16 protein-coding genes are annotated in these 16,414 nt (G+C 63.4%); 12 read left to right on the top strand and 4 right to left on the bottom strand.

Features of this window, described 5'->3' with window-relative positions; genetic code table 11:
* Positions 1 to 416: 416 nt before the first annotated feature.
* The 4 genes from leuA to AC1RZR_RS12505 all read left to right on the top strand — a co-directional run bounded on the left by leuA (position 417) and on the right by AC1RZR_RS12505 (position 5,974).
* Complete coding sequence (gene leuA / locus AC1RZR_RS12520; RefSeq protein WP_477270104.1) at positions 417 to 2,141, top strand: 2-isopropylmalate synthase; 1,725 nt, start codon at positions 417 to 419, stop codon at positions 2,139 to 2,141.
* A gap of 349 nt (positions 2,142 to 2,490) precedes the next feature.
* The gene (locus tag AC1RZR_RS12515) at positions 2,491 to 4,242 is read left to right on the top strand and encodes a tetratricopeptide repeat protein (RefSeq protein WP_477270102.1); all 1,752 of its coding nucleotides are present in this window, start codon (positions 2,491 to 2,493) and stop codon (positions 4,240 to 4,242) included.
* A gap of 196 nt (positions 4,243 to 4,438) precedes the next feature.
* Positions 4,439 to 5,242 (top strand): alpha/beta fold hydrolase, encoded by an 804-nt coding sequence (locus AC1RZR_RS12510; RefSeq protein WP_477270100.1) that lies wholly within the window; start codon positions 4,439 to 4,441, stop codon positions 5,240 to 5,242.
* 114 nt (positions 5,243 to 5,356) lie between these two features.
* Positions 5,357 to 5,974, top strand: a complete 618-nt coding sequence (locus tag AC1RZR_RS12505; protein ID WP_477270098.1) for a hypothetical protein — start codon at positions 5,357 to 5,359, stop codon at positions 5,972 to 5,974.
* Here the strand turns inward: AC1RZR_RS12505 and AC1RZR_RS12500 are convergent.
* On the bottom strand, positions 5,958 to 6,887 hold the full coding sequence (locus AC1RZR_RS12500) for a metallophosphoesterase family protein (protein WP_477270938.1): 930 nt from the start codon (positions 6,885 to 6,887) through the stop codon (positions 5,958 to 5,960). The two genes, AC1RZR_RS12505 and AC1RZR_RS12500, sit on opposite strands and share 17 nt — an antisense overlap.
* Positions 6,888 to 6,958: 71 nt before the next feature.
* Between AC1RZR_RS12500 and AC1RZR_RS12495 the strand changes: the two genes are divergently transcribed.
* Positions 6,959 to 7,456 (top strand): NUDIX domain-containing protein, encoded by a 498-nt coding sequence (locus AC1RZR_RS12495; RefSeq protein ID WP_477270096.1) that lies wholly within the window; start codon positions 6,959 to 6,961, stop codon positions 7,454 to 7,456.
* A 1-nt stretch (position 7,457) separates the two neighbouring features.
* On the opposite strand, the gene AC1RZR_RS12490 is transcribed toward AC1RZR_RS12495, so the two are convergent.
* Entirely contained in the window at positions 7,458 to 8,447 is a 990-nt protein-coding gene (locus AC1RZR_RS12490) for a glutathione S-transferase family protein (RefSeq protein WP_477270094.1), read from the bottom strand.
* Between the two features lie 271 nt (positions 8,448 to 8,718).
* Between AC1RZR_RS12490 and AC1RZR_RS12485 the strand changes: the two genes are divergently transcribed.
* From AC1RZR_RS12485 to AC1RZR_RS12460, 6 genes are all read left to right on the top strand, one after another.
* A complete protein-coding gene (locus AC1RZR_RS12485; protein ID WP_477270092.1) occupies positions 8,719 to 9,255 on the top strand; it encodes a GNAT family N-acetyltransferase in 537 nt (178 codons plus the stop codon).
* Between the two features lie 61 nt (positions 9,256 to 9,316).
* The gene (locus AC1RZR_RS12480; protein ID WP_477270090.1) at positions 9,317 to 10,078 is read left to right on the top strand and encodes a 3-hydroxyacyl-CoA dehydrogenase; all 762 of its coding nucleotides are present in this window, start codon (positions 9,317 to 9,319) and stop codon (positions 10,076 to 10,078) included.
* Positions 10,079 to 10,083: 5 nt separating this feature from the next.
* Positions 10,084 to 11,259, top strand: coding sequence for a CaiB/BaiF CoA transferase family protein (locus AC1RZR_RS12475; protein WP_477270088.1), 1,176 nt, complete (start codon positions 10,084 to 10,086; stop codon positions 11,257 to 11,259).
* A 35-nt stretch (positions 11,260 to 11,294) separates the two neighbouring features.
* Entirely contained in the window at positions 11,295 to 12,086 is a 792-nt protein-coding gene (locus AC1RZR_RS12470) for a HugZ family pyridoxamine 5'-phosphate oxidase (RefSeq protein ID WP_481828570.1), read from the top strand.
* Positions 12,087 to 12,227: 141 nt separating this feature from the next.
* A complete protein-coding gene (locus AC1RZR_RS12465) occupies positions 12,228 to 12,572 on the top strand; it encodes an ArsR/SmtB family transcription factor (RefSeq protein ID WP_379102148.1) in 345 nt (114 codons plus the stop codon).
* Positions 12,573 to 12,739: 167 nt separating this feature from the next.
* Positions 12,740 to 13,543 carry a TrmH family RNA methyltransferase gene (locus AC1RZR_RS12460; RefSeq protein ID WP_477270084.1) on the top strand — a complete coding sequence of 268 codons (804 nt, stop codon included), beginning with the start codon at positions 12,740 to 12,742 and terminating at the stop codon, positions 13,541 to 13,543.
* Positions 13,544 to 13,546: 3 nt separating this feature from the next.
* Here AC1RZR_RS12460 and AC1RZR_RS12455 read toward each other — a convergent pair whose 3' ends face one another.
* Positions 13,547 to 14,680, bottom strand: coding sequence for a coiled-coil domain-containing protein (locus AC1RZR_RS12455; RefSeq protein WP_477270082.1), 1,134 nt, complete (start codon positions 14,678 to 14,680; stop codon positions 13,547 to 13,549).
* Positions 14,681 to 14,788: 108 nt separating this feature from the next.
* Positions 14,789 to 15,325 carry a DUF1134 domain-containing protein gene (locus tag AC1RZR_RS12450; RefSeq protein ID WP_379103241.1) on the bottom strand — a complete coding sequence of 179 codons (537 nt, stop codon included), beginning with the start codon at positions 15,323 to 15,325 and terminating at the stop codon, positions 14,789 to 14,791.
* Positions 15,326 to 15,753: 428 nt separating this feature from the next.
* Between AC1RZR_RS12450 and chpT the strand changes: the two genes are divergently transcribed.
* Positions 15,754 to 16,383 (top strand): histidine phosphotransferase ChpT, encoded by a 630-nt coding sequence (gene chpT, locus AC1RZR_RS12445; RefSeq protein ID WP_477270080.1) that lies wholly within the window; start codon positions 15,754 to 15,756, stop codon positions 16,381 to 16,383.
* The last annotated feature ends 31 nt before the right edge of the window (positions 16,384 to 16,414 follow it).

Raw genomic sequence — 16,414 nt, 5'->3', positions numbered from 1 at the left:
ATCGCCGCCCCGTCGACGCCCAAGTCTGGCGCATTTGCGGCGTGTGGGGAAGAGCACTCGCGTTAGGGATATTATCCAACGGTTTCCGGCCCGCTATGCCGGCCCACTTGCCTCCCACAAGCCGCTCCTGTATGAGAACCGCCATGAACACGCGCGCCACCAAAGCTTCCCGTCCGACCGGTTTTTCCGGCGAGACCGTGCGCGCGCTGGCTTCGACCCTGCTTCTTCTCGGCCTTATCGGCGATCGCCGGGTTCGCTGAAGGAGCGCCCGGCGGTCGAACCGCCGCGCAAGCGCATGCTCCTTGGCCAGTCACAAAATTGGCAAGTCACATCAAGCGAACGAAAATCTGGTAAAGGCGCCGCTCGCCATCAATCCACCCCGAGGGTGGACCTGTGAGCCGCCGGGAGAAACGACGATGAACGCACGAGAAGAGATCCGCTCCGATGTCGCGGCAACGCGGGGCATGCCGGATGCAGCCCGCAAGTACCAACCCTACCCCACAGTAGGCCTCACCGACCGCACCTGGCCCTCGAAGGTCATCGACAAGGCGCCGATCTGGTGCTCGGTCGACCTCCGCGACGGCAACCAGGCGCTGATCGATCCGATGGGTCACGAGCGCAAGGCGCGCATGTTCGCGCTGCTGCTCGACATGGGCTTCAAGGAGATCGAGATTGGCTTCCCGTCGGCCTCGCAGACCGATTTCGACTTTGCCCGCTGGTGCATCGAGGAAGGCAACGTATCCGCCGACGTCTCGCTGCAGGTGCTGGTGCAGTGCCGGCCCGAATTGATCACCCGCACCTTCGAGGCGCTCAAGGGCGCCACCAACCCGATCGTCCATTTCTACAACTCGACCAGTGAGTTGCAGCGCCGCGTCGTCTTCGAGAAGGACGTCGGCGGCATCAAGCGCATCGCCACCGACGCCGCCAAGATGATCACCGACATGGCGGCCAAGGCCGGCGGCGGCTTTCGCTTCGAATATTCGCCGGAGAGCTTTACCGGCACCGAGCTCGAAGTCGCGCTGGAAATCTGCAACGCCGTCACCGAGATCGTCAGGCCGACGCCCGACAACAAGCTGATCATCAACCTGCCGTCGACGGTCGAGATGTCGACGCCCAACATCTATGCCGACCGCATCGAATGGATGTGCCGCAACCTCGACAACCGCGAGAACCTGCTGGTCTCGCTGCATCCGCACAATGATCGTGGCACCGGCATAGCCACCACCGAACTCGGCCTGATGGCAGGCGCCGACCGCGTCGAAGGCACGCTGTTCGGCAATGGCGAGCGCACCGGCAATGTCGACATCGTCACGCTGGCGCTCAACATGTACACGCAAGGTGTCGATCCGGGGATCGACTGCTCCGACATCAACCGGATGAAGGATGTCTACGAATATTCGAACCAGTTGAAGATCCCCGAACGCCACCCCTATGTCGGCGAGCTTGTCTACACCGCCTTTTCCGGCTCGCACCAGGATGCCATCAACAAGGGCATGAAGGCGCTGAAGAAGGCCAACACGAGCCTGTGGGAAGTGCCCTATCTGCCGATCGATCCGGCCGATGTTGGCCGCAGCTACGAAGCCATCATCCGCATCAACTCGCAGTCGGGCAAGGGCGGCATCGCCTATGTGCTGCAGGCCGACTACGGCCTCAACCTGCCGCGCAATCTGCAGATCGAGTTCAGCCAGGAGATCCAGGCGATCACCGACGCCGAGGGCAAGGAGGTGCCGGCCAGACGCATCCACGATCGCTTCCTCGAGACTTATGTCGACCAGCCGGGCTTGCGGGTGAAATTCCTCGATCACCACACTTATCCCAGCACCGAGACCAAGGGCCGGCGCGTCGTCGAGGCGGTCATCCTCGACAACGGCAAGGAGGTGACGATATCCGGCACCGGCACCGGCCCGATCGACGGCTTCGTCGATGCGCTGTCGCGCCATCTCGGCGTCGAGATGTCGGTGCTCGACTATTCCGAGCACTCAATGCAGCGCGGCTCGAACGCCTCGGCCATCTCCTATGTCGAGATGGAATATCCCGATGGCAAGCTGTTCGGCGCCGGCATCAACACCAACATCGTCGCCGCCTCGCTGGAAGCTGTGGTGTCCGCCGCCAACCGGATCGTTGGCCGCAAGGCAGGCTGAGGTGCGTGGCCCAAAAGTGCTTAACGGTTTGGGCGACATGCAGAAAACAAGGACCTAAAGCGCGTCGTTCAACGCGACGCGCTTTAGGCCCATCGGCACGAAGACCGGAACCCGGTTTTCTGGCCGATTCTTCGGGTGCCCGTTCAAGTCACCGGGTGTGACGCGCGTCTCGTCGGACGCCCGGCGTTGCGGACCAGGCCGCCGTTTTTGCGACTGTTCTCAGGACCATTAACCACCGATGAATAATCCGGTGGGGTACGTGATCGCATAATGGGGTGTATACTTGTATGGCGGTGCGGGAACTATATGATCGCACCTCAACCTGTGCCGACTTCGAGAGGATCGACACTTGCAGCATGCCACGCCTGCCGCCCCCGCAGTGCGCGAGACACTGGAGCGACTGCTTGCCAGCCAAACGTTCGGACGGTCCGAACGCGCGCGCAAGCTATTGCGGTATCTTGTCGAACGCGAACAAGCCGGCGAAGCCGACAGGCTAAAGGGCTTCTCCATCGCCATGGATGTTTTCGGCAAGGACGGCGATTTCGATCCGTCCACCGACGCAGTGGTGCGGGTTCAGGCGGGCAGGCTGCGCGAACTTCTGCAGCATTATTTTGCCAATGAGGGCGTTGCCGAACCTGTCCGCATCGCCATTCCGCGCGGCGGCTATGTCCCTGCCTACGAATTGAACGCGATCCGGCTGCCGGCTATCCCCGAACTCGCGCTGAATGGCGCCGCCACCGATCAGGCCACCGACGCCGGCACGGGCATGCCGGATGCGTCGCCGGCTTCCGCGACGCCTGCCCCCTCGGTGGTGCGCCATCTCCGCTTCTTCTGGATGGCGATCACTCTGGTCATCGCGATGCTGGGTGTGCTGATCCTTCGTCAGGGCAGCAGTGCCTTGCTGGCTGGCGGCGACATGTCGGCGCCGCTCGAGGCCGCCGGCGCAACCGGCAGCATCGTGCCATCGGCAATGGCTGACGCCCTGCCGCTGGTCCATATCGACCTCAAGGCCGAAGGCGCCGATGCCGGCCGTGTCGCCGCGTCGCTGCGCGCCGGCCTGAGCGGCTTCGATACGATCGACTTCATCGGTCGCGACACCGCCACCGATCCGGCCGACGATGCCACCAGCTTCATATTCGACATCCTGCCTGGACCGAACGCAGGTGATATCACGATCGAACTGCAAAGCATGGCGTCCGGACGGGTGCTTCTTTCACGCAACCTGACCCCTGCCGACAGCGCACCCGCCGCGGTCGAAGACCGTATCGCCGACATGCTAAGCTCGGCCCTTCCCGCCTCGGGCACGATTTACAACTATATCGAGCAGACCGGCGCGCCAAACGGTCTGACGCAATGCCTGCTGCTCAACGACAAATATTATCTCGACCAGAACGCCAGGACCCATGAGGCTGCCTATCGCTGCCTCGAGACCTTGGTCAATGGCGGAACGAAATCCTCGCTCGTCTATTCGGAACTTGCCTCCCTGCATCTCGAAGCGGTCTCCGATCATTATGCCTATCCGCCCAATGCGACGATTGAAAAGGCCGTGGAGTTCGCCCATCGCGGCGTGCAGATGGGGCCGACCAGTCCATACGCGCATCGCTCCTACGGCTACGTCAGTTCTCGCCTTGGCAATACGGACGAAGCGATCCGCTGGATGCGCAAGGCCTACGAACTCAATCCCTACGATCTCGGCATGGCTGCCGCTTACGGCTACGGGCTGATCTTCGCCGGCCGATACGCCGAGGGAACGCCGATCCTTGCCCATGCGGCGGAGACCTTCAGCGGCCACTCGACATGGTGGGACTACGGGCTGTTCGTCGGTGAGTTCATGCTCGGCGACATGAACAAGGCCATCGCGGCCAGCATGGCACTGAGAACCACGGCAACGAAATCACACTATCTGGCGGCGCGGTTGATCGGCGCCAAGGCTGCCGGACAGGACCATCTGGTGAGCACGCTGCTGGGCGAACTGAACGCCGAGTTCCCTAAATTTGCCGCCGATCCGCGCGCCACCTTCGTCGAGCGGAAATATCCAGCCGACCTGACCGACCGGCTGGTCCAGGCCCTGCGCGCCGCCGGGCTCGGCAACGCAAGCTGACCGCAGTCGACGTTCACGGATCGGGCGCGCCGCGTCCCAATGTATTTCCTGCGCTCCGGTCGCCGAATGCCGGTTGGTCGCCGAGTTCCGTCCATAACCGTACAAATCGCGAAGATTTTACTGGTCATCACGCCAGACTAGGAGCAATTCAGCCAAAGTTGGTGTCGCGCATCCCGCAATAACAAAAATCAGCTTCATGACCGCATCGCTTTTTGCCGCCGAACAGGGTGTTGGCTCGAAGGCCATCGTCCTGTTGCATGGTTTCGGCGGCTGTCACGATGTCTGGCGCGAGGTGATTTCCTCCCTGGCGCCTTCCACGCGCACGCTGGCCTACGATCTGCCGGGGCATGGGCTGTCGCTCGATTTTCCCGCGGCCGGTCCGGCCAAGGTGGCGGCAAGAGCCGTGCTCGCCGATCTCTCGCAACGTGCGCTGAAGCGCGTTCATCTCGTGGGTCACTCGATGGGCGGTGCGGTGGCGATGCTGATGGCGTTGGCCGAGCCGGGGAAAGTAGCCTCGCTGACGCTTCTGGCGCCGGGCGGCCTTGGCCCCGAGATCAATGGACCGTTGTTGCGCCGCTATGGCGGTGCCGCGGACCGGTCCGCGATCCGCGCCTGCCTTGCCGCCATGTCCGGGCCCCACAGCCCGCCCCAGAAGCGTATCATTGACGTGCTTTGCCGAATGCGCGGACGTCCAGGCCAAGTGCCGAAGCTGGTCGAGATCGCAGCCGCCATGACCATGGACGATCGGCAAGGCGTCATCCCGCGCGATCGTCTCGACGCGCTGAACATGCCGGTGATGGTGGCGTGGGGAACCGACGACGCGGTGCTGCCTTTCACCCAGGCGGATGATCTGCCGGCGCATTTTCATGTGCACCATGTGCTGGAGGCTGGCCATATGCTGGCCGAGGAAGCGCCCGACCTCGTCGCCGAGATCATTCGCCGCAACACCAACCGGCGCGCCAGGCCGCGTCGCCAGAAATTCGCCGCAGCGGCCGGCTGACCTTTTCGCGCACAACACTGTGCCGAACACGCCTCGATCCCATCGATCTCGCCAGTGCATTTTGCCGGAGCCTGTGTTAACCCCGTGTTAACCAAACCCGCGAGGCAAACGCCGATGAAGGAAGCAGGCGAGAAGACCATCGATCAGTCGAACAAACTGTCCGAAGCCGTCCGTGACGTGAAGAATGCTTTCGCCGACCGCGACGACGTCGTCGTCGATATGCGCGAGGCCCACCGCATGCGCCTCGATCTGCTTGCCGCCGAACTGGCGCCGGTTTTTGCCGACGTTCCCACCGACATGGACAATTTCGACTTTGTCGTCTCGTCCGGCTTGCAACCGCGCCTGTGGATCGACGCCGTCAGCCATGTCGCCATGGGACGCGATCGCCGCACCTATCGCTTCCTCAAGGATACCCGCATCGGCCGCGTGGTGCTTGCCGAGTCGACCGACATGAAGCCCGTTGCCGACCAGGTGACGCGCTATGTCGCCGAGCGGATCGTCGAGCGTCAGAGGATGATGGAAGGCGGGGTCGAACTGGCTGTCGCCGGCATGAAACGCGCCGATGTGTTGGAAGCCGAACCGCCACTGCGGTCGACGACGCGCAGCAAGCGCTGGTCGGCCTTTCTGTCCGGGCTTGGCATGACCGCCGCCGGCGCGCTGGTCGGACTGGCGGTGTCGGTCGTCCTGTTCTGGGACCGCGTCGTCGCCATGGTTCTCAGCTTGCGGCCATAGCCGCGCCAGCTTCCGCGCCAAGCTCCAGCGTCTGCAGATCGGATGGCGGTATGGCAGGCCCAGTCAGGCCGCGCCGCGTCAGCCGAATCCGCCAATTGCCCTTTTCGCCATCGATGTCGAACAGATTGTACTGCGCCGCCGGGTGTTTGCTGCCTGGCGCCTGGCCGGCGGCAGCGACGCCGACCACCGGAACCCTGGCGCTTCGGGTGCCGATGAAGAAGAGCGACGGCAGATGCGAATGGCCGTGCAGGACAAGTTCGGCGCCATGGCCGCGGATGATCTTGTGGAAGCGGGCAATGCCGAACAGCCGCTTGTACTGCGGGACGGCGCCGCGCACCGGCGGATGATGGATCATGATCGCGCGAAACAGCCCTTGTCGGGCCGTCGTGTCGAGCAGCTTGCCAAGCCGCTTCGCCTGACCCTCCATGAAGAAGCCATTGGCCATGAACGGCGCCGTGGCACGCGCCGTCGAGACGCCGATCAGCGCGAGATCGCCGCGCACGCGTAGATAAGGAAAGGCGTTGCGGTCGACCGCCGTGTTGACGCCGTCGCCGCTCATCCACGCCGCCCAGGACCGGCAGACCTTGTCGAAGGCGCCGGGCACATAGGCGTCGTGGTTCCCGGGAACGACCGAAACATCATGCGGCGATCCCAGCGTCTCCAGCCAGTGCCTGGCCATCTCGATTTCGCCGTCGAGCGCCAGGTTGACCAGATCGCCGGTGATGGCGAGGTGGTCAGGCGTGTTCGCCTTGATGTCGGCGACGATCGTGTCGATGACGGCATCATGCATGTGGCGGCGGCGGTTGCGCTGCCAGTTGACGTAGCCGAGCACGCGCTTGGAGGCGAGATCGCGATAGGATACATCGGGGAGCGGCCCCAGATGGACATCGGAAATATGCGCGAGCCTGAACATCCATCCTTCATAGGCGACGGGCGCCCCGCTTTCCACTCAAGGTTTCCTTTCCACCCACGGTTTCGCACCTGATGGCGACGAACCCGGAAGATGCCTTCCGCCAGACCGGCTGGGCGGGCCTCAGGGCCCGGCTGTTCCATCTCTATTTCGTGCTGCGTCGGCCGATGACGCTTGGCGTGCGTGCTCTCGTCCACGACACCGCGTCCAATTCCATCTTCCTCATTCGCCACACTTACGTGCCGGGCTGGCAGCTTCCCGGCGGCGGCGTCGAGGTCGGCGAGACGCTTGCCGAGGCGCTGGCACGCGAACTGGCCGAAGAAGGCAACATCGCACTGACGTCGCCGCCAGCGCTGAAGTCGATGCATTTCAACCGTCGCGCCAGCCGGCGCGATCATGTCGGTTTCTATCTGATCGAGCATTTCAGCCAGAGCGCCCCGAAGCTGCCGGACCACGAAATCGCCGAGTCGGGCTTCTTTCCCCTGGATCGTTTGCCAGGCGGCACCACGCCGGCAACGCTGCGCCGGATCGCCGAGGTTTTTGGCGGCGAGCCATCGTCGCCCTACTGGTAGGTCACGCCGCCTTCTTGAACCGCATCCGGTCATGCGGCGCGCCATAGTCGAGTTCCGGGCCAGCCGGCACGATCCGCGTCGGATTGATGGTCTCGTGGCTGCCGTAATAATGCGCCTTGATGTGGTTGAGGTTCACGGTCCCGGCGACGCCAGGCACCTGGTAGAGGTCGCGCAGATAGTTGGGCAGGTTCGGGTAGTCGGCGATGCGACGCAGATTGCACTTGAAATGGCCGACATAGACCGGGTCGAACCGCACCAGCGTCGTGAACAGCCGCCAGTCGGCCTCGGTGATGCGATCGCCCACCAGATAACGTTGCCTTGAGAGGCGGTCGTCCAACGTGTCGAGTGCCGAGAACAGCTCGCCGAACGCTTCCTCATAGGCGCCTTGCGTGGTGGCGAAGCCGGCGCGATAGACGCCGTTGTTGACCGCGGGATAAACCAGCGCGTTGATTGCATCGATCTCGCCGCGCAGCGGCCGCGGATAGAAATCGAGGCTGGCATCGCCCCATTCGTCGAAGGCCGAATTCAGCATGCGGATGATCTCGGAGGATTCGTTGGAGACGATGGTCTGCTCCTTTTTGTCCCACAGCACCGGCACCGTCACCCGGCCGGAATAGGCAGGGTCGGCCCTGGTGTAGATCTGGTGCAGAAAGTCGAGGCCGTAGAGCGTGTCGCCGGTTGCGCCGTCCTGCACCAGGAACGTCCAGCCATTGGCACCCATGAAATGATGCACCACCGACACCGAAATGATGCCTTCCAGCTTCTTGAGCGCGCGAAAGATCAGCGTCCGGTGCGCCCACGGGCAAGCGAGCGAGACATAGAGGTGATAGCGGCCGGGCTCCGCCTTGAAGCCGCGGCTGCGGCCCTCGGCCGGCGTACCGTCGCGGGTGATCCAGTCGCGCCACCGCGATTGCGTCCGCACGAACTTGCCGCCGCTGTCCTTGGTGTCGTACCAGCGGTCCTGCCATTTGCCGTCGACCAGCAATCCCATCGCATGTCCTTTCCTGCTTGCGTTCCATGTAGGGCGCGAAGCCACGCCGTGAAAATCATCTGGCGATGAACAGACCGTCAAGCGGTCGGGTGGACCATCAAGCCGCCGATTGCAGCGGCAAGAAATTGGTGCTAGCGGACAATCCGCATGTTCGACTTTGCTTTGATCCGGTTTGACCGACGACGAAAGGGCGCCCGCGCTTGATGAAGCGCTGACTGGCGAATGCTGCCGTTTGCAGCAAACCTTTCCTCCCTATCGGAACGCAAAGACCATGAGCCTTGCCGACGTGAAATACCTGCCGGAAGCCCCGGCGCATGACCTCCAGATCGAAGCCATCAACGACGAAGCCTTCGGGCCTGGCCGCTTCGTGCTGGCCGCCTACAAGATCCGCGAGGCCGGCGGGCACGAGCGCTCGCTGTCCTTTGTCGCCGTCGACGGCGACCTCGTCGTCGCCTCGGTGCGCATGACCCGCGTCGCCGCCGGTGCCGGCCGCGCATTGATGCTCGGGCCGCTTGCGGTGCGGCCTGCCTTCAAGAACCTCGGCATCGGCCGCCGGCTGGTGGCGATCGCGCTGGAAGCGGCCGCCAAGGCCGGCGCGCCGGCCGTGATGCTGGTCGGTGACGAGCCCTATTACGGGCCGCTCGGCTTCAAGCGGATCCCGCGCGGCCAGATTTCGATGCCGCGTCCTGTCGATCTCGACCGATTGCTGTCGCATGAGATCGCGCCGGGCGCGGTCGCCAGGCTGTCGGGCGAGGTCGGCCACGCCGATCAGGCCAGGATAGCCGAGCCCCTCGCAGCGATGGCTTGACCTTCGCCGCCGATCTGGCGCCTGATCGGTCCCACTGTCCCAGAGATCAAAGGATGCCAGCATGAACCCGAATGGCCAGATCGCGATCGTTACAGGCGGCGGCTCCGGTCTTGGCGAGGCAACGGCGCGCGCGCTGGCCGCCAAGGGCGCCCGCGTCGCCATCTTCGATGTCGGTATTGACCGCGCGGTCAAGGTCGCGGCCGAGATCGGCGGTATTGCCGTTCAATGCGACGTCAGCAGCGCCGACAGTGGAACCGCCGCTCTCACCGAGGTCACGGCCAAGCTTGGCGAGCCGCGTATCCTGGTCAATTGCGCCGGCATCGCCATCGGCGTGAAGACTATTGGCAAGGACGGCCCGCATCCGCTCGATCAGTACCGCAAGGTGATCGAGGTCAATCTGATCGGCACGTTCAACATGATCCGCCTCGTCGCCGAGCACGCGTCAAAGCTCGAGCCACTCCAGGGCGGCGAGCGTGGCGTCATCGTCAACACCGCGTCGGTCGCCGCCTATGACGGCCAGATCGGTCAAGCCGCCTATGCAGCCTCCAAGGGCGGCGTCGTCGGCATGACTTTGCCGGTGGCGCGCGATCTCGCCCGCTCCGGCATCCGCGTCTGCACCATCGCGCCCGGCATCTTCAAGACGCCGATGATGGCCGGCATGCCGCAGGAGGTGCAGGATTCGCTGGGCGCCGCCGTGCCCTTCCCGTCTCGCCTAGGCGAGCCATCCGAATATGCAGCACTTGCGCTGCACATCATCGAAAACCAGATGTTGAACGGCGAGACCATCCGCCTCGACGGCGCCATTCGCATGGCGCCGAAATAGCCGGCATGAGCGCCGGCCTGTCCGCTGCCGGGAAGACCGGTCCGCTTGCCGGACTGAAGGTGATCGAGATGGCCGGGCTTGGCCCCGTGCCCCTGGCCGGCCTGATGCTGTCGGAGATGGGCGCCGAAGTCCTGCTCGTCGAGCGAGCAGGATCGAACCGGGCTCTCCCGTCGCTGCCGAATGACTACAACATCGACCGACACGGCCGATCCATCCTGCGCCTCGACCTGAAGCGCCGGGAAGGCGTCGAGCTGGTGCTGCGCCTTGCCGAAAAGGCGGACATGTTGCTCGAAGGGTTTCGCCCCGGTGCCATGGAGCGGCTGTCGCTCGGCCCGGAAGCGGTGCTGGCCCGCAATCCGGCGCTGATCTACGGCCGCATGACCGGTTTCGGCCAGGATGGACCGCTCGCGGGCCGCGCCGGCCACGACATCACCTATCTCGCCTATTCCGGCCTGCTGCATTCGATTGGTCATGCCGACGGCCGCCCCGTCCCGCCGCTCAACCTCGTCGCCGACTATGGTGGCGGCGCCATGATGCTGGTTGCCGGCGTGCTGGCCGCCCTGTTCCAACGCTCGCGCACGGGCAAGGGCGAGGTAATCGACGCGGCGATGGTCGAAGGCGCCTCGATGCTGGCGGCGCCTGTGCACGCCCTCATGGCCGCCGGATTGTGGAGCGACAGGCGCGGCGCGAACCTGCTCGATTCCGGCGCCCCCTTCTACGACACCTATGAGACATCAGACGGACGCCATGTCGCCATCGGTTGCCTCGAGCCGCAATTCTTCGCCGAATTCGCCAGTCTGCTGCCGCTCGACGAGCGCTTTGCACGCGGCCAGTACGACAAGGCCCTGTGGCCGTCGATGCGTGCAGCCATTGCCGATCGGGTCCGGCAGAAATCTCGCGACGACTGGGACCGGCTGTTTGCCGAAACCGATGCCTGCGTTGCCCCCGTTCTGTCGCTGCACGAGGCAAAGCACCACCCACACAATCGGGCGCGCGACGCCTTTGTGATGGCCGGCGGACTTGAGCGCCCTGCGCCGGCGCCGCGTTTCTCCGGCTCGCGGCCGACACTGGCGGCCAGGCCCGCCGATAACGATCTCGTCCCGTCGACAGTGCTGGCGCGTTTCGGGTTCTCGAAAAACGAGATTGACGGCCTTGTCAAATCCGGTTTGTTTGACAGATAAGCGGAGAAGGTAAATCAACTTATTGCGGTGGTATCTTGGACGAACCGAAGAAGGACGTGATCCGCGAGACCGACGTCGAGGCGATCCGACTGGCCAAGACGCTTCTGCGCAACGCCCGCTTTGGCGCGCTGGCGGTGATCGAGCCGCAAACAGGTTCGCCGCTGGCCAGCAGGGTCGGTGTGGCCACCGACATCGATGGCGCGCCGCTGATCCTGGTGTCGATGCTCTCGGCGCACACCGGCGCCTTGCTCGCCGATGCACACTGTTCCCTTTTGCTTGGCGAACCCGGCAAGGGCGACCCGCTGGCGTACCCGCGCGTGACACTGGTCTGCCAGGCAGCACGGCTTGAGCGCGGATCGAGCGAACACACCCGCGCCGAGCGCCGTTATCTCAACCACAATCCCAAGGCGAAACTCTACGCCGGTCTCGGCGACTTTTCGATCTTCCGCCTCGAGCCCAATCGCGCCAGCCTCAACGGCGGCTTCGGCAGGGCCTATCAGCTCGATCGATCCGATCTGCTTACCAGCGGACCGATCGTCGAGGACCTGGCGGCGAGTGAACAATCCGCCATCGACCATATGAATGCCGACCACCTCGATGCGATTGCCGTTTATGCACAGCATTTCGCGAAAGTGTCCGGAAACGGCTGGACCATTGCCGGATTCGACGCCGATGGCATGGATCTGGTGTCGGGTGACGATGTTTGCCGGGTCTTCTTCCCGCAATCCTTGGCAGCAGAGCCCAAATTACGTCCCATTCTGGTCGAAATGGCTAGGGCCGGCCGGGCCGCGGCCGACGCCAAAATTGAACTAAATCATGCTGAATAAAAAGCAACACTTGAGATTTGAAGGAAATGTTCTACCTTTTAGCGGTGACGCTGAATCGCAGCGCCCATTCACGACTGAGGTTATGGAATCAGATGCCATTGCCCCCATGGCGTCAGGATGAACAAGAAGCATGGGGGATCGATGGTCTCGACTAAGCTAATCGCCAATGCCGGATCGGCAGCCGAATTTCTCATGCTGATGGGCAATGAGAAACGGCTGTTGATCATGAGCTATCTGATCGACGGTGAAATGTCGGTCGGCGCCATCGCCGAGAAGGTGATGCTCAGCCAATCCGCCCTGTCGCAGCATCTGGCCAAGTTGCGGGCGCTCGACCTCGTCGACACCCGCCGCGACCGGCAGATGATCTACTATTCGTGCAAATCCGATGCCGTACACGAACTGCTCGGCATGCTGGACGGCATTTTCGGCAGCGGCAAGGAAGACCTCTCCCAGATGGCGCATCGTTTGCGCCGCGCCGGAACCTGACCCGCCCTATAACCACCTGCCTCGCGACGCTTTCAGGGCGATGTGCGTCCAACCGGGCGCACAGAGGTGGCTGATCATCATGAATTGTCGCATCGTGCTTTCCGAACCAAAGTGAGCCTCGGCAATCGGCCCGGATTTTCCGCCGATGCGGTGGCCGCGAGGAACGCATGGATCCCATTCGCATCGACGACCCGCAAGACCCGCGCGTTGCCGCCTATCTCGATATCCGCGAGCGTGACCTCGCCGGCCGGCAAGGCCGCTTTATCGCCGAAGGCAAGGTGGTGCTCGACCTGCTGCTCTCGACGGGGCGCTTTGGCGCCGAATCGGTGCTGATCCTGGAAAACCGTCTGGCCGGCCTCGACGGCATCCTGCGCAAGGCGCCGGCGGACCTCCCGGTCTATGTCGCCACCGGCGCGGTGATGGATGCAATCGCGGGGTTTCATATGCATCGCGGCATCCTGGCCATAGGCCGCAAGGGGACACCGCAGCCGGCCGAAACGCTGATCGATGCCTTGCCGGCCCGGGCGCTGGTCGTGGTGCTCGTCGGCATCGCCAACCATGACAACATGGGTTCGATCTTTCGCAACGCCGCCGCCTTTGGCGCCGATGCGGTGCTCATGGATGCGACCTGCTGCGATCCGCTCTATCGCAAGGCGATCCGCGTTTCAGTCGGCGCCGCGCTCAAGATCCCCTTTTCGTCGTTCACCGACGCCGACGGCTTCACGGCAATGCTCGCACAACGGGGCTTCGAACAATTCGCGCTGTCGCCACGCGGGCAGACCGACATACGCGATGCGCAGCCGAGCGAGCGCCTGGCGCTCTATCTCGGCACCGAGGGCGACGGCTTGCCGGACAGCCTGCTTGCACGCCTGCACACCGTGCGGATCTCTATGTCGGAAGGCTTCGACAGCCTGAACGTCGCCGCGGCGTCAGCCATCGCGCTGCATCATTTCTCGGCAAACAGGAACTGAAGTTCAGCTTGTTGCAGCCTTCTGCAGCGCCCGCACTCGATCTGCAAGACTGCGGTCACCGTTGCCGGAGCGTGCATCCGACGGTGCCGCCAATGCCTTGGCGATCGGCGAATCAGGCCCCTCGAGCTTGGCCGTGAGGTGAACGACCTCCGCTGCCAGTTCGTTCATCTGCTCGCGCAAGGCGGAGCTGCCATCCGCCGGATTGGACGCGGCCAGCGCGGTGAGATCCGCCTTCAACCGCTTGTTCTCGAGCGCCAGCGCCGTCAGCCTCGCCTCGAGCCGTTCACGATCGCTGTCGAGCTTGGCGATTGCCTTGTCGACGTCATCGCTCGTGGCGACGTCACCGCCCTTGCCGACCAGCCGCAAGGCCGGCGTGCCATCCTCGGCTTTCGACTTTTCGCGCAGCCGCGCCAGTTCCTTTTCGCGACGGTCGAGCTTGTCCTCGCGATCGGCCAGCGTCGCCATCAGCCGTTCGAACTTCTTGTCGAGTTCGGCGGTCCTCTTTTTCTCAGCTTTCAGGGCGTCGCGCGCGGCCTTGCTTTCGGCTGCGATTTCCTGGCCGCGCCGGTCCGCTTCCTTGCGCTGGCCACGCAGCAGCGCAATGTCACTGGCGAGCTTCTGCATCTCGGATTCGCGCGCCACGAGTTCGATCTGCCGGCTGCTGGAGGAGAAGCTGGCGTCGTCATACATGCGCCCCAGCTTTTCGAGCTCGAGCGCGCGCTTCTCCAGCTTGCGTTCGGTTTCCTTGAGCCGGTCCGACAGGCGGTGCAGCTCTTCCTCGCGCTGCCGCAGCATTTCGCTCTTGGCACCCAGTTCGCTCAGCGCCTGGTTCTTGTTCATGCGTTCGATCGCCAGGCCCTTCATCGCCTCGTGGCCGCGACTGATCTCGACGAGCTGTTCTGCCGCCTTCTCGCGCAACGCCTTAACGTTGATTTCGAGGCGGCGCGTCGACATGGCGTATTCGGCGCGGACGCGATCCTTGTCCGCCAGGATCTCGGTTTGCGTCAGAGGTATCGAGGCTTCGATGCGTTTGCGCGTCAGGGCGACGGCACGGCGCCATATCGCCGGAGCAACCATAAGCGCCAGAAAGCCGGCGCAGAGAAAGCCGAGGACGAAGAACAGGACCGACTGAACCAAGTGACTACCCGTTTGTGGACGGCAACCGCCAATGCTGGATTGTGCCACGTTGGCATGACGGAAATCCAGCGTTGCGGCAAGCGTTTGCCGCAACGGAACGGGTTTAGCTCAGAACGGATTCCACGTCGCGCGTTCGGTAAGCTTCAGATAGCCGAGATTGACGCCGAGCCGGGCACCAACGCCGGTGCGTATCGGCACCAAAATCACATTGTTGTTCTTCAGCACGTTGAAGCCGACGCCTGCCACCACATAGGCCGAACCGGCGACGCCGCCGTAGCGGTTGTAGAGGTTGCCCACATCGTCGAGATTGTAGACCAGCATCATCACCCGCGACCCCTCGCCGCCGAAATCCCAGCCGAGTGAGGGGCCTTGCCAGAACACTTTGTGATCGCCGGCATTCTTGGTGTAGAGCGTGCCTTCGCCATAGGTCAGGCCGCCGATCAGCGCGCCCGAGCCCTCTTCGCCCAGCAGATAGCCATTGGGCAGGCCGTAGGAAGCAAAAATCTTCTCGACGACCGTGGCGAGCCCGCCCGATGTCGCGCCGAAGAACTTGTGACCGGAATCGACAATCTCTTGAGCGGTGTATTCCTGGGCCCGCAAGGCCGAAGTCGAGAACACGAGAACGCCCATGAGCGCGATCGCCATTGACACGACACGGACAAGAGTCCGGTCTGGGATGACGCGGAAAAAAGTCCGGTCGTAGAATCGGGAAAACATGCTTCCAATCTCCGTCAGGGAGCACTTTCGCCGACGCCTCACACCCTGTACGGCTCTTTTAGCCGGCCGTTAAGGGTAACTGTTACGGGCAAACTATGCCGTAATCCTTTTTCAACCATTAAGCTCCCACATGAACATGGCGGTTCAAAGGCTGTCGGGATCGCTCAAACGGGCAAATGGGTGGCCGCCGGCCTCGTGAACACGCCATTTGTCACAACCACAATTTTGGATTTGTTGCTGCACGCACGGGCGCTGTGTATTCAGAAAGCCCAAGGGAGAGAGTGCGTGATTCGTGTGGGCAGGCGACGATCGATCGCGCGGCCATGAGCTAAGAAATTTTGCAGGGATTTTCGCCGATGGCCGATCTGTTCACCCTTTCCGCACCCGATTTGGCAGCGCTGTTGTGCAGCCGGGTCTGCCACGACATCATCTCGCCGGTCGGCGCGATCAACAATGGACTCGAACTGCTCGACGAAGGCGGCGCCGACGAGGACGCCATGAAGCTGATCCGCCAGAGCGCCCGCAACGCTTCGGCCCGCCTGCAGTTCGCCCGCATCGCATTCGGCGCTGCCGGATCGGCCGGCATGTTGATCGATACCGGCGACGCCGAAGCGGTCGCCATCGCCTTCCTCAAGAACGAAAAGCCGGAACTGAGCTGGAACGGGACCCGTGCGCTGCTGCCCAAGAACAAGGTCAAGCTGCTGCTCAACCTGATTCTCGTCGCCAACGCCGCCATTCCGCGCGGCGGCAAGCTTTCCGTGACGCTGGAAAACCTCGAAACCGAGCCGCGTTTCTCGCTTGCGGCGAGCGGCCCGATGCTGCGCGTGCCGCCGAAATTCCTCGAACTGCATTCCGGCCACAAGCCGGAGGAACCGATCGACGCTCATTCCGTGCAGCCCTATTACACGCTGCTTCTGGCGCGCGAAGCCAACATGACGATCTCGATCCACGCGACGCCGGAAGAAATCGTGCTTTCAGCGGCCTGAAATTCGCGCCAATTCCTCAGGGAAGCGAAGT

Source organism: Mesorhizobium bavaricum (assembly GCF_056781655.1).
The sequence above is the reverse complement of the archived record's forward strand: the minus strand, read 5'-3'. Positions and strand labels throughout refer to the sequence as shown.